Annotated in this window: 13 protein-coding genes and 1 pseudogene; 11 read left to right on the forward strand and 3 right to left on the reverse strand. The window is 58.2% G+C overall.

Annotated features, from left to right (window positions below):
• Positions 1–92: 92 nt before the first annotated feature.
• Positions 93–3,194, forward strand: coding sequence for a DEAD/DEAH box helicase (locus tag ABIE49_RS28840; protein ID WP_354067648.1), 3,102 nt, complete (start codon positions 93–95; stop codon positions 3,192–3,194).
• A gap of 85 nt (positions 3,195–3,279) precedes the next feature.
• Here the strand turns inward: ABIE49_RS28840 and ABIE49_RS28845 are convergent.
• Positions 3,280–3,369, reverse strand: a pseudogene (locus ABIE49_RS28845) (Hsp20 family protein); the annotation flags it as partial.
• Positions 3,370–3,504: 135 nt separating this feature from the next.
• Between ABIE49_RS28845 and ABIE49_RS28850 the strand changes: the two are divergent.
• From ABIE49_RS28850 to ABIE49_RS28870, 5 genes are all read left to right on the forward strand, one after another.
• Positions 3,505–4,713, forward strand: a complete 1,209-nt coding sequence (locus ABIE49_RS28850) for a sensor histidine kinase (protein ID WP_192740880.1) — start codon at positions 3,505–3,507, stop codon at positions 4,711–4,713.
• A gap of 598 nt (positions 4,714–5,311) precedes the next feature.
• A complete protein-coding gene (locus ABIE49_RS28855; protein WP_192740879.1) occupies positions 5,312–5,608 on the forward strand; it encodes a GlsB/YeaQ/YmgE family stress response membrane protein in 297 nt (98 codons plus the stop codon).
• An 83-nt stretch (positions 5,609–5,691) separates the two neighbouring features.
• A complete protein-coding gene (locus tag ABIE49_RS28860) occupies positions 5,692–5,910 on the forward strand; it encodes a hypothetical protein (protein ID WP_192740878.1) in 219 nt (72 codons plus the stop codon).
• A gap of 61 nt (positions 5,911–5,971) precedes the next feature.
• Positions 5,972–6,388 carry a response regulator gene (locus tag ABIE49_RS28865; protein WP_502915931.1) on the forward strand — a complete coding sequence of 139 codons (417 nt, stop codon included), beginning with the start codon at positions 5,972–5,974 and terminating at the stop codon, positions 6,386–6,388.
• A 239-nt stretch (positions 6,389–6,627) separates the two neighbouring features.
• The gene (locus ABIE49_RS28870; RefSeq protein ID WP_354067032.1) at positions 6,628–6,948 is read left to right on the forward strand and encodes a hypothetical protein; all 321 of its coding nucleotides are present in this window, start codon (positions 6,628–6,630) and stop codon (positions 6,946–6,948) included.
• A 221-nt stretch (positions 6,949–7,169) separates the two neighbouring features.
• Here the strand turns inward: ABIE49_RS28870 and lpxD are convergent, their stop codons facing one another.
• Together lpxD and ABIE49_RS28880 are read right to left on the reverse strand one after the other, a co-directional pair.
• Positions 7,170–8,240 carry a UDP-3-O-(3-hydroxymyristoyl)glucosamine N-acyltransferase gene (gene lpxD, locus ABIE49_RS28875; protein ID WP_192740876.1) on the reverse strand — a complete coding sequence of 357 codons (1,071 nt, stop codon included), beginning with the start codon at positions 8,238–8,240 and terminating at the stop codon, positions 7,170–7,172.
• Positions 8,241–8,644: 404 nt separating this feature from the next.
• A complete protein-coding gene (locus ABIE49_RS28880; RefSeq protein ID WP_192740875.1) occupies positions 8,645–9,376 on the reverse strand; it encodes a hypothetical protein in 732 nt (243 codons plus the stop codon).
• A 551-nt stretch (positions 9,377–9,927) separates the two neighbouring features.
• On the opposite strand from ABIE49_RS28880, the gene ABIE49_RS28885 reads away from it, so the two are divergent.
• The 5 genes from ABIE49_RS28885 to ABIE49_RS28905 all read left to right on the forward strand — a co-directional run bounded on the left by ABIE49_RS28885 (position 9,928) and on the right by ABIE49_RS28905 (position 13,490).
• Complete coding sequence (locus ABIE49_RS28885; protein WP_192740882.1) at positions 9,928–10,683, forward strand: outer membrane protein; 756 nt, start codon at positions 9,928–9,930, stop codon at positions 10,681–10,683.
• A gap of 73 nt (positions 10,684–10,756) precedes the next feature.
• Positions 10,757–11,095 (forward strand): helix-turn-helix domain-containing protein, encoded by a 339-nt coding sequence (locus ABIE49_RS28890; protein WP_192740874.1) that lies wholly within the window; start codon positions 10,757–10,759, stop codon positions 11,093–11,095.
• A gap of 316 nt (positions 11,096–11,411) precedes the next feature.
• Positions 11,412–11,636, forward strand: coding sequence for a hypothetical protein (locus ABIE49_RS28895; protein WP_192740873.1), 225 nt, complete (start codon positions 11,412–11,414; stop codon positions 11,634–11,636).
• A 108-nt stretch (positions 11,637–11,744) separates the two neighbouring features.
• Entirely contained in the window at positions 11,745–11,873 is a 129-nt protein-coding gene (locus tag ABIE49_RS28900) for a hypothetical protein (RefSeq protein WP_354067033.1), read from the forward strand.
• A 177-nt stretch (positions 11,874–12,050) separates the two neighbouring features.
• On the forward strand, positions 12,051–13,490 hold the full coding sequence (locus ABIE49_RS28905) for an IS1182 family transposase (RefSeq protein WP_192740893.1): 1,440 nt from the start codon (positions 12,051–12,053) through the stop codon (positions 13,488–13,490).
• Positions 13,491–13,582 lie beyond the last annotated feature (92 nt).

Consider the following 13,582-nt stretch of genomic DNA (forward strand, 5'->3'; position numbering starts at 1 on the left):
AGGTCGGCGCCAGCGATGCGACCAGGAAAAGCGCGACCAAGAAAGGCAAAAAATTCTCGGGTTCGGCGATCTCGACGTCCTCGCCCCTCGGCATGTTGGCGCTCTATCTTCGCGAGCAGTGGAAAAAGCTCGGTCGTGATGGGTTAGTGTTTCTCGCTGAAGACGAGAACAGGGCCGAGCGGCTCGGCGGCATCGTCCATGCACTTGATCCATCGCTCGATGTTCTCGTATTCCCTAGATTGAATACGTTGCCCTTCGATGGGCTGGAACCGTCGCGCGAGATCGCTGGCAGGCGGAGTTCGGTCTTGCGCCGTCTTGCCAGAAGAAAGAGGCCCATTCTGCTCATCTCGACGGCAGAGGCGATCATGGAGCGGCTGCCCTTGCCGGCAAGTTGGTCGCGCATCAGCCTAAGCCTCAAGGTGCGAGCGTCGTATGCCGAGCACGACCTCGAGGCACGCATTGCGGAATTGGGCTACGATCTTGACGAAGAGGCTGAATATCCGGGCGCCGCGCTCTTTCACGGCGCGACGTTCGAGATATTCCCCGCCGGTGCTCTCGGGCCGTACCGGATCGAGCATTCCGGCGGTGCGATCCGCAGAATTGTTGCCGTCGATCCGAATGAGCATGACGTCATCTCCGATTTCAAGGAACTGATTATCGATCCGATGTCGGAACGCCTCGCGCTGGGCGGCGACCGGGCGCAGCGGGCTACCTTCCTCGACTATTGCGATCGGGCACGATGGTTCGCGGATGCAAAAGTTCCGGCCCACGCTGACAGCTGGCTGAGTACGATCGAGGAGTCGGCCGGCCGTAGGGATTCGGAACGCGAGTATCTGGGGCGAGGGGACTGGAAGAAGCTGAAAAAGCGCACGAGTGTGCTTCCTGCCAAGGCGGCGTTTGTAGCCACGCCCGACTTCTCGAAGGTTGCGGCACCGAGGAATGCGCTTCGCGCGTTCGTGGCCCGTGCGGAACGCGCCGGATCTCGTTTGCTCTTCGTCGCCGCGGTCGAAGACGATCTGCGCGCGATGGAGCGCATGAGTGGGGTCAGGGCGGAGCGTTTCGCCAACTGGGACGAGGCGGTGGAGGCCAGAAGACGCGAGGGCGCGCTGTTGGCCGACTTCGACGCGGGCTTTTTCGCTCCCGGGAAAAAGCAGACCTTGGTTGTGACCGCGTCTGACGTGCTCGGCAGCCGTGCCCATCATCCGCAACCGATGGCCAAAGCCTGGACAGTTGCTTTCAATCACCCGGATATTCCCGAGCGCGGCGCGGCCGTCGTTCATCTCCAGCGTGGGTTGGCTTTACTTGATCGTTTGCAGACCCTCGACATGGGGAACGGTACAAAGCGCGAGATGATCAGGCTCGAATTCGCCGGCGATGATGCTGCGCTTGTTCCGCCTGCCGATCTCGCCTTGATCTGGCCCTACGCTGTAGAGCCCGGTAAGCTCGCGTTAGACAAGGCCGATGGCAGCACGTGGTGGAGCAGACGTGGCGAGGCCGAGCAGGAAATCGAAGCAGCGGCCAAACAGCTTGCGAAACATATCGCCCAACGACGGCGCCGGCGGGCTCCCAAGCTGGTCGCTCCGGGGGCGGCCTATGAAAGATTCGTCGCGCGCTTTCCCTGGTTCACGACACCTGATCAGGCCAAGGCAATCCGGGACGTGCTGGACGATCTGGCGGCCGGTCACCCGATGGACCGGGTGGTCTGCGGTGATGTCGGCTTCGGCAAGACGGAGGTCGCTCTGAGAGCGGCGGCGGCTGTCGCGCTGTCAGGAAAACAGGTCGCTGTTGCGGTTCCGACCACCGTCCTTGCCAGGCAGCATGTCGAGACATTTCGCAAGCGGTTCGGCCCGCTCGGAATCGAAGTGGCGAATTTGTCGCGATCGGCAACGGCAGCGGAGATAAGAGATACGAAAGAAAAACTCCGTCGCGGCTTACTGAAAGTCGTTATTGGCACACAAGCTCTCGGCTCGACTGACGTGAGGTTTGCCGACCTCGGCCTTGTCATCATCGATGAGGAGCAGCACTTTGGTGCGGCGGAGAAGGCGAAACTTTCGGGTCTTGCGAAGGGCGTTCATACTCTTTGGATGAGCGCCACGCCGATACCGCGCACGCTGGCGGCGGGTCTTGCAGGGTTCAGAGACCTGAGCGTTATTGCTACGCCACCAGTTCATCGGCTGCCTATCGTCACCAAGGTTGCTCCGCTATCGGACGCCGCGATCGTCGCGGCTTTGCTGCGTGAGCAAAGGCGGTATGGGCAGAGCTTCCTGATTTGCCCCCGTATCCAGGATTTGGAGCCGATGCTGGCAAGGATAAAATTGAATGCTCCGGACCTTCGCATAGTATGTCTCCATGGTCGGTTACCAGCCGCAGATATCGACGATCGAATGATGAGCTTCGTCGAAGGTGAAGCGGACGTGCTCCTCGCGACCAATATCGTGGAGAGTGGCCTCGACATTCCGCGGGCGAACACCATCGTTATCTGCTGGCCGGAGAAGTTTGGTCTGTCGCAGCTTCATCAGCTAAGGGGCCGCGTCGGACGGGGCGGCACGCGTGCTTTCGCGTATTTGTTAAACGAGTCGAACTCCGAACAATCCGAGAAGCGTTTGGCTGTGCTGGAAGAGTTCAGCAAGCCCGGCGCCGGCTTTACCATCAGCGAACGTGATCTGGATCTCCGGGGCGCCGGAGACCTCTTCTCCGAACAGCAGTCTGGCCATCTGCAGGTATTCGGGCCGATGCTTTATAGCCATCTTCTCAAGCGGGCGTCGGAGAAGGACACCGAGGGTGGCGCCGAGCTGTGGGTGCCTGATTTGAACCTGCCGATCGCCGACATGTTGCCCACGGGCTACGTGCAGTCGGACGCTGTTCGCCTGGAAATCTATGGTCGTATTGCCAGATGCTGCACCGAGGATGATCTCGAGGATTTGGAGGACGAAACCGCACGTCGTTTCGGCAGGCTGCCGCCGGAAGCGCACGACTTTTTCGCGGCCGCAAGGCTCAGGCTCGATTGCAAGCGACGCGGCATTATGAGGCTCGACGTCGGCCCCGAGGCTGTTGCGGCGACGTTTCTCCCTGGTCGGCTTCGCAAGTCGAGAGCGAAGTCGCTAGAGCGCGAAGGCGATCGCGTGGTCTATATCGGCAATCGCAATGCTAAGCCGTTCGAACGAATAAGCGACTTCCTTGAGTTGCTGGACTAGTAGTTGGCTAGAGCCGTTCCATAATATTCGATGAGGGAATGGCCGCTGTTGGCGCAAAGCAGCCATCCAAGCTGCTAAAGAGGGGCATGTTCTGCTCTGCAGTGATCGAGATTTCATCGGGCGAGAAACCCGCAACCGCCAGCGTGATCTGGTAACGGTCTTCCGCGAGGCGTTCGGTCTAATTTTTTTCCATCCTCTTCTGACAGTCGGCTGCGGTCCGCAGGCGCTAGAAATCGTGTCCTTCCGGGAGTGGCGCCATGCTACATTTCCCCTGCGGCGCTCGCCGGCGGCCTCTCTGAGGGACTAACTAATGCCCACTCCACCCGGAAAGGATTCAGTATCGGCCCCTACCGCAGCCACTGATGCCACTAGGCAGGAGCTACCGTACCGGTTACGGCAACAGTCCTTGCTTGGAGAGTTCGGTCGGTCCGCAATGCAGACCCGGGACATTGGACAAATCCTGCAGCGCGCTACAGAGCTCTGCTCCCAAGGCCTCGAAACATCCTTGGCCAAGGTGCTCGAGTACATGCCTAACGACAGGCGGCTGCTGGTCTGCGCCGGAGTCGGCTGGGCACCGGGAACGATCGGTCAGGTGTCGCTCGGGATTGATATGGAATCTCCCGCAGGCTACGCGTTCCAGACCGGCCAAATGGTAATTTCAAATCATCTTCAGGAAGAAACACGCTTTCGCACGCCCAAGCTGCTGTCGGATCACGGGATCAAGCGGGCGATCAACGTCCTGATCGCGAGAGGCGGCGAGGGCAATCTGCCCTTCGGTGTCCTAGAGGTCGACAGTGCCGACCCTGGCCAGTTCGATGCTGCGGATGCCGACTTCCTTGCCGGCTTCGCTGGTTTGCTCGGTATTGCCATCGAACGGCAACATGCCGACGCGGACCTCAAGGAAGCGCTCGACCACCAAGCCATGCTGACGCGCGAGATGAGCCATCGCGTCAAGAACAGCCTGGCGTCGGTCGTGGGTCTGCTCCGCGTGCAGGGGCGCAACGCGGAGTCGGAAGATGTCCGAAATGCCTTGAAAGACGCGGCTTCGCGCATCATCACGATTGCCCAGGTCCACGACCATTTATGGCGCAGCACCAGGATCGGGTTTGTCGACATCGCCGACTTTGCAGGCGAGCTTTGCCGGAAGCTGCAGGAAACCGTAGCGCACAAGGTAAGCTGCGCTTTCGATCCTCTGATGATTTCCGCGGACAAGGCGATTCCGTTGGGCCTTCTGATCAATGAGATTGTGACGAATTCCGCCAAGCATGCTTACCCCGATGTAGTCGGCGAAATCCGCGTTTCGGGCGAACGGCGCGGCAGCGACTTGCGGGTGGAAGTATCAGATCAGGGTATCGGTCTGCCGACGGACTTCGATATCGACAAGCCACGGGCGTCTCTCGGCTTCAAAGTGATAAAAAGCCTGATCGCCCAAGTTGAGGGCCGCATTGCAGTGACGTCCAACACGCCTAACGGCGTCATGATCCAGCTTGACGTGCCCTTGGACGAGAACACGAGCTGAGCCGCGCCGGCGGCCGGGGTTACTCAAATATAGGTTGCGGTCAGGGGAACTCCCCATGGATCGCACCGTTGTTCCCATGATCCCCAAGCGAAGCGGGATCGGCTATCAGCCACAGTCAGCAGCCTCACATGAACAACTCTCTCACGTCCCTGGCCATATTCGGCCTTTTGGGAGCGGCGGTTATTGCCTTGCCTGGGTTTGCGCCTCAGGTGGCCGCGGGCGAGACCTCCGTGCTGGCGAAGTCGGACCGGCTTGAACTTCCGACTGTCGCGCGAAATTGTTCGCAGCAGGTCTGACCCCGCTTCGATGCGCAGTGCCTGCATAGCGGCGAGGCGATGGTTCGCGAAGTTCGCCTGGTCACGGCGCGCCGCTAGGCAAGCAGCTTGCACAAGCAGCTTGCAGACGTGGCGAACGGGAGACCTTGATGATCAGTCCAGAAGCTCGCAATGCAGTTCAGATCGACCGAGTGTGTAGCGCCGCGATCTGCGAGGAAATAGGTGCGCGGCTGCGGATTAGACTGGCAGGCGAGCATGACCGATTACCGCAACACCTGATTACGCTGATGGACGCCATTCGGACCAACGATTGAGGTAGCAAGATGAATATGTCGAGCGAAAGCCTCTTGGTCATATTGTTCGTAGGGCTCGTTGCAGGCTGGTTGGCCGCTCAAATCGTACGCGGGACCGGATTCGGGATCGTCGGCGATCTGATCATCGGTATTCTCGGCGCCTTTATAGGCAGTTGGTTGCTGCCCCGGCTCGGCATCCATCTCGGTAGCGGCATCATCAGCGCGATCGTCAACGCCACCATCGGCGCGGTACTGCTGCTCTTCGTGGTGCGGCTTCTCCGCGGTAGCGGTGGATGGGGAAGCAGATGGCGCGGCCGTTGGGGGTGACCCATGCCCGCGTCTCGGCAACGGCTCGTGCGTTTGTCGCGAGAACCACGAGGACCCTGAACTTAGCCCCGGATCGATTCCAGATGAAAGACTTCTCGAATGCGTCGTTTCCGCCTGAAACGATCTCGATCATGAAAGTGGCGTTGGATAGGGCGGTTGCCTCACTGCCGGATCCCGTCAGTTCCGCGCATGTCCAGGCCATTGCGGAAACGATACTCCGCACCGCGAAGGACGGCGAGCGAGACCCCGCTGTATTGCAGAGAATGGCATTGATGGAGCTTCAGATCCTGACACGCTGTTGATGCCGGTCCGCAGCGAGGACTTCGAGCCACCGCCCGACATGTGATCCGTCGAAAGGAACGATTGTTCGTCGCCGGGCTTGATGCATGCAGTCGTGGCCTGGATGTGCCCACCGGAAGGGTGGAAATGCCTGTAGTCTTGGTTGTCGAAGATGAGACCGTGATCAGGGAGCTCGTCGCGGAAGAGCTTGAAGTGGCCGGATACACCGTCGTCATTGCGAACGATGCCGATCAAGCGATCGCCATTCTCGAAGCCCGTCAGGATATCCACCTCGTTTTTACTGACATCAACATGCCCGGCTCCATGGACGGGTTGAAATTAGCCGCTGCCGTAAGAGACAGGTGGCCTCCGGTTCACATCATCATCACCAGTGGCAAGATTCGGCCGCTGGAAATCCCGGCGAACGCGCTTTTTATTCCCAAGCCCTATGTCGGCGAGAATGTTATAGCGGCGATGAGAACGTTCGAAAATATGAATTAGAGAGTCCAGGCGAGTAGGTCTGCGCTTTCGAGAGGCCGTTTTCCGTACTCATTCGGTTCGGGTTTGGCGGCGGTCGTTCATGCCAGCATCTGTCCGACCGGTCTGAGGGGCTTTCGTCAACCCTGCAGGCGCCGCCGTTTGTAATGGCGCCCGGATGCGACGTGTCGGGCACGGCTCAGAGGTGACACGGTCCGCCGCAACCGGCGGGTCATTGACTGCACGACGCAGGAGGTAGAATCGTGAACACCAAAGCAGAACTGAATAGGTACTTCGATTTGATTGATCGGCGAGTGCCGATCCGTGTCTCTCGTTCGATTCGCTGGTTGCGCAAGCCGACCTCATTCGGGGCTCGTCTAGTTGTTGCTTCGTTGCTCATTGTTGGCGGAATTTTTAGTTTTCTGCCTGTCTTGGGTCTTTGGATGCTGCCCCTCGGGCTCCTGTTGATCGCGCAGGATATCCACTTTTTGCAAAGGCCTCTTGTGAAAGGTCTGGCGTTGGCCGAAGCAGGAATGAAGTGGCTAAGGGTTAAATGGCAAAACAGAAATCGCGGTGGCTTCTAATGGGAGGGTGGTCCGCAAACCTTTGCGCTTTGCCCGCATAAGGGCCGACCTGATTGGAACGACGGGTCTTGGCACTTTCCAGACCCTCGCGGCGCATCTGACTATGCCCGTTCACAAGGGCAGAGCGGACCTCGCTGCGACGATAGCTGACTTCCGAAAGTGACCCAGAACAGACATGGCTGGATTTCTCATGCTCGAGCCGAATCGAGCGCGCGGCAACCTCAGCTCTTATCGGAAAGAGTCGGAGGGGCTGCAGCGTAATCGCCGGATTTCGTAAGTCGAGCCAGCGTAGCCAATTGCCGCAACCACTGCATTCTTGGTCGGGCCGGATAGCCGCCCCAGGTTTTTCCCGGCGGGACGTCATTCATAACTCCTGAACCCCCTGCCACCCTTCCACCCCTGCCGATCGTGACGTGGGATGCGATGGCAACTCTGCCACCTAGGACGACAAAATCTTCAAGCGTCACGCTGCCACTGAGACCCGACTGTGCGACGATAATACAATGGCGGCCAATGACTACGTTGTGGCCGACCTGACATAGATTGTCGATCTTTGTAGCTTCTCCAATGATCGTGTCCCTTATGCCGCCACGATCAATCGTCGTCCCGGCGCCGATCTCCACGTCGTCATGGATAATTACCCGTCCAGTTTGGGGAACTTTCTGCTGTAGTAAACCCGCAATATAACCAAAACCGTCCTGCCCAATACGGCATCCGGGATGGATTATGACGCGCTCACCTATGAGCGTATGGGTGATCGAACAGCCTGCGCCAATCGTGCAGTCGCGGCCGATCAACACGTCAGGCCCGATTACGGCCGTTGCGGCGATGATGCTTCCCGCTCCTATCTCAGCCCGAGGCCCGATCACAGCTCCCGGATCAATCGTTATTCCGCTCCCAAGGCGCGCAGTTGGATGGATGGTTGAGCCTGGAGAAATTTCGCCAGTTTCGTAAAGGGATGTCGGGCGAAGGGATCGCGGATACAGTTCACTATGTACGTCAACAAAGGCCTGATAGGGCTGCTCCGTCGGCAACAGGATGAGAGTACCTGGGGCGCGGCTTTCGAAGCGCCGAAGCATTAGACAGGCCCCCGCGCGCGTTGTCGCAAGCGCGTCGGCGTATTTATTGCTTTCGATAAAAGCGAGGTCATTCGGCCCGGCAAGTTCGAGTGGCGCCACATCTGTAATCAGGTGGGAAAGCCGCCTTGCATCATGGCATTCGGCACCCGTCAGCGATATGATTTTGGCTACTGTCAAGCCAGCGGGGCTATCGAAGAATCTGCGTTCACCCATATCCCACCCCTAATTGAAAACGGAGAATCGAGTTCTCGGTAACCTGCATCGCCAGTTTTATTGCCATGCTTTCGGAGAGAGCGACGTTCGACCCGTCAAGCAGCGCGAAGGGAGACAGCACGACCGAGTTTTGGCGAGAGCAGATCGTCCCGCAGGGCGAGGAGCGAAGGCGACGAGATATAAGCTCGACGGACCCGTTCCTACTATGGTACCGAGCCCTCGTTATTCGAGCCCGTCGGGTCATAAGATAGCACGTCGCCATCCGAAATTGGCACTAAACGGACCTCCGGGAATGTCCGTTCAATGTCCGCCTTCGGGAGTAAAGCAGACTTCCCACCGCAATGCCGCGACTTCTGTTTTTGACCCAAGACGGACATGCATCTTATCCGGAATTGTCACGGCATTCAAAAACGCTGCCGTATCCCGATTACATTTGCGTTGTTCCCCTCCTTCATGCCACCGAGCGTGCCGTATCCACCGGAGCGGTGCTGGATGCGGATAACCAATTCGGTATCGGGAAGGGTAGCCAAGGCAAACGCAAGGTCAAAGCCCAAGTAAAAAAGAACATGGCTGTTGCCCTGATGGGCGATCTGATTCAGGCCCTCTTGGCCAATCGGATTTGATACTGCGCTTAGTCCAAACACAAAGCCTGGCGAAATCCGAACCGCATCAAACAATGCGACACCCTGGTGTCGAAATGAGATGCCGCCCCACAGCTCTGCTGAATGTTTCATTTTATTTGAGTAAGCGACGGTGTCACAACAAACCGTGTAGTTGCCGAACCGATCAGCAAGTCCGATCTCCGCGCCAATCAGAATTCCACTGTTGAACTGAAAAAAGTCGCGTTGATAGGCTCCGCCTACGATGTAATTGTCATAAAACATCGTCCGTGGTGCACCAACGCCGAAGGCAAATGTCTCCCCGAGATTTCCCGAGTTTGTGCGACCTGCAAACCCAAACACCGACTGCTTGAGATTAGGTTGATTAGCCAATTTGAACGGACTTAGAAAATAGGAATAGTCGGCTTCCGGGTTTCGCGGTTGGTCGGAAGCGAGTTCCGCGGATCGGCTAGACGCGGGGATACTCAATCCACATGCCAGCGAGCAAATTCCGAGTGCAAGAACAGATCGCAACATGCATCTCCGCACAACACAGTCAAACTCTCGCTCGGAATAGGTACGAGTACTCGGCGCCGATCCCGGACTAAAGGATAACCGCATGGTCGGCTATGAAGTGCCGTGCCTTAACGGCAACACTTCATTTCATATGAGATCAAAATGGCAAATCGTGCCAATTGGTCGCACTTTTTGGAGCCTGCTGACCATCCCACAGGTTCACGGTTACCATTCGCACGCGCGCAAAACTCCTCGCGTTTGAGACATGCCGCGATGTCCGTGTTGAGTCCGCTATCGCGGGCAAAGCGGAAGGTGGGATTGGCGTCAGTCTGACCGAGTTGGATCGGTTACCCACTTTTCCCGGCGTGCCAATTCCGCGCGGAAGGGAATGGCACAAACTGCATAGTTCAATAGGACACGACGCTTGCCATTTTTTCCCAATCAAAGTTCGCCTGTGGCAATCCGGATACAGGTCGAAGCAATCAAATCATTCATACTGTGTCGTGGAATGGGAATACATGTACACGCCGCGCGGCTGGAAAGTCGTCGGCTACACCGGAAGGGGATATGCGATGAAGAAGTCTCTGATGGGTACGGTAGGTCTGATTGCGCTGGGCATGGGCGCTCCTGCGTCCGCCGCCGACATGGCCGTCAAGGCAAGGCCTATGGCGGCACCGCTTCCGGTAATCTACGATTGGAGCGGGTTCTATATTGGCGCCAACGGTGGCTGGGGACAGAGCCGCAATTGCTGGGATTTTGTCACGGTGGCTGGCGTCGTCGTCGCTGACGGTTGCCGGGAGCGGTCCGGCGGTCTCGCTGGCGGACAGATCGGTTATCGCTGGCAGTCGGGCACCTGGGTGTTCGGCCTGGAAGCTCAGGGTGATTGGGCGGACCTCAGCAACCAGCGCATCAGCATTATCAATCCTGCGTTTTCCACTCGCACCACGACCGATGGTATTGGCCTCTTTACCGGCCAGATCGGCTACGCTTGGAACGCAGCACTGCTGTACGTAAAGGGCGGCGCGGCAGTGACGAGCAACCGCTTTAGCATCCTCAGTACCCTTACCGGCGCTGAACTGGCCTCAGCTAGCGCAACCCGCTGGGGCGGCACTATCGGTGTTGGACTGGAGTACGGCTTCACACCAAACTGGTCGTTCGGTGTCGAGTACAACCATCTGTTCATGGGCGACGCGAACAATTCGTTCTCGGTCGCCAATCCGATTGTTGCGGGCGCGCTCAATCGGATCAGTCAGGACGTGGATATGGTAACCTTGCGCATCAACTACCGCTTCGGCGGTTACGGGGCACCGGTCGCTGCGCGGTACTGATCTCGCCTTTATTGCAAAATCTCCAGTACAGTAGGCCGGCAGAAATGCCGGCCTATTTTGTTGGAGGGATTACATGCCCAAAAAATCGGTCGGGTGCGCAACTCGCCCACAGCCGGCTTCGCGACGCGCGGCTGCCGATCTCATAAATGAAGCGTTCAAGAAATCGGATGTTTCCGAGATTTGTCATGCCATTGGCGCGGCCACCCACCTTTACAATATCTCTCATCTTGCGGACAAATCTGGGATTGCGAGGACAAGCATTCATCGTGCGTTTGCACGCGATCCACAAAAACCGAACTTCACGACAATTGTTAGAGTACTCGACGCGATGGGCTTCCAGTTACATGTCAAGATGCGCCGGAATGCAGGAGCAGCGCTCTTGAAATCGGTTGAGAATGCCAAGAGCCTGTGACGGTGCCGCGACCCGCACCTTTGAGACATGCCCGCCAATCCTTAGAATGTCCGTTCACCGGGGTAGACCGGAAGTCACCGTGGTCCGGTCAAAGCGACGCGAATGACCCAAAGCGAACACCCCTTTCAACAAGGCTGATCCTACTATTGCTAGTAGGGGGAGGACGATCCTGAACTCTGTCAAGTCGCCTGCCGACCGCGAAACCCTCACGTGAGGGATGACGGAATAGTCCCGCCCCGTCTTCATCGTACAATCGGCCGGAACCTTACGCTTGAAGAACTGTTGCTTTTTTGGTCAGTGACTGAGGAGACAGTCAATGAAAAACTATCATGTTGACGGTCGCGGAAGCGGTCTGAGCACCGGCATGATGGTTGTTATCGCGGCCTTCGCCGTTGTCGTGCTTATCGCCATGTGGGGTCCTTGGCGCCTCAAAGTACATAGCGAAAAGCCCTCTCCTCAGACGACTGCCGGTTCTGTGTCGCATCTGCCGGCGGCGCCTGATGTTCCAACCGCTCCGGGTGCGCCAGGAACCAGCCGCTAAGTTGTGATGTCGGAGTTTCATGGACGCTGACGCGCCATAGCGAAGCGAAGGTGCCGTTAGTGTTTTTGAGGCGTTTGCTTTGAGCGAGCGGAGGCCCCTGAGCGGCTGTTGTTGGCGCGTAGACGCGACGGGCAACCCACCAAATTCCTGACCGTAACCAATCTCAAGACGGCAAAGTGGCTCGGTCTTGAAATCCCGACCTCGCTTGCTGCCACCGCAGACGAAGTGATCGAATAAGGCTTGTCACCTCCGGTTTTGGCACCTTCTGGACCTGCCGAAGCGGCCTGACGACGTCCGTTCATCGAGGTAAAGCGGACCTCGCAACAGTGCGCGGCGACTTCCGCAAATGACCCTGGTTGTGTGAAAACGCGGCTGCTTTGGTATGATTCTCTCGTGATTCTGCGGGGGAAGCTGATGAGGCGCTTCGTTGAGCAGGCGGACCGTGGGCAGTCGACGTTATTGCCCGAATGCCTCGATGATTTCATTGACGATAGCAACCCTGTTCGCGTGATCGATGTGTTTGTCGATGCGCTGGATTTGGCTGAGATGAGCTTTGAGGGGGTGGAGCCGGCAGCGACAGGCCGGCCATCGTACCACCCCTCGGTTCTCCTCAAGCTTTACATTTACGGCTATCTGAACCGGGTTCAGTCGAGCCGGCGGCTCGAACGAGAGGCCGGGCGCAATGTCGAGGTCATGTGGCTGCTGGGTCGGCTCGCACCTGATCACAAGACGATCGCGGACTTCCGCAAAGACAACGGCCTGGCGCTGCGCAAGGTATGTGCGCGCTTCGTCGAACTCTGCCGCGAGATGGGTCTGCTGGCGACGGCGAGCGTTGCCATCGATGGCAGCAAGTTCAAGGCCGTGAACAATCGCGACAAGAACTTCACGCGGGCGAAGGTGGAGCGGCGGCGTACCCAGCTGGAGGAGAGCGTCGCACGCTATCTGAGCCAACTTGACACGGCCGACCGGCAGGAGCCGACGGAGGCACTGGCCGCGAAGGTAACGAGGCTTACCGAGAAACTGACGAAGCTGAAGGAGGAAATGGGCAAGCTTGCCGTTTACGAGAAGCAGATGCTTGCTTCGCCTGACCAGCAAATCTCACTGACCGATCCCGACAGCCGTTCGATGGCGACGAGCGGGCGCGGCTCCGGCGTCGTCGGCTATAACGTGCAGGTCGCCGTGGATACCGAGCATCATCTGATTGTGACGCATGAGGTCACGAACAGCGGCTCAGATCGGGCCCAACTGGCCAATATGGCCAAGCAGGCCAAGGTTGTTCTCAAGACCGAGACGCTCGAGGCCGTTGCCGATCGCGGCTACTTCAGCAGCGTGGAGATCCTCGCCTGCCACGAGGCCGGCATCACAGTAACTCTGCCCAAGCCGCAGACGTCGGGCGCCAAATCGGATGGGCGCTTCGGCAAGCAGGACTTTGTCTATTTGCCAGAGGAGGACGCCTATCGCTGTCCGGCCGGAGAGCAACTGCCATATCACTTCACTAGCGAGGAAGATGGCAAGCGGATAAGGCGTTACTGGACCAACGCCTGTCAAAATTGTTCGCTCAAGTCCCAGTGCACGACAGGGCCAGAGCGGCGGATTCCACGATGGGAGCATGAGCACCTGCTCGATGCCGTGCAGCAGCGCCTTGATGCGAACCCGCTCGCCATGCGCCAGCGTCGCGAGACGGTCGAGCATCCGTTCGGCACGATGAAGGCCCGCATGGGAGCGACACACTTCGTCACCAAAACGCTTCCAAAAGTAGCCGCCGAGATGGCTCTCTCCGTTCTGGCCTATAATCTGACACGGGTCATCAACATCGTCGGGACCAAGCCGCTGATGGCTGCGATCGTGGCCTGAGACCGAACGGGTCCTGGCTTCTCACCGACTTCCTTGGGAAGGGTGTTTTTACACGACCAAGACCCGGAGCGGACATTGATCATTATTTCAAT

Source organism: Bradyrhizobium sp. OAE829, assembly GCF_040546575.1.
Classification (GTDB): Bacteria; Pseudomonadota; Alphaproteobacteria; order Rhizobiales; family Xanthobacteraceae; genus Bradyrhizobium.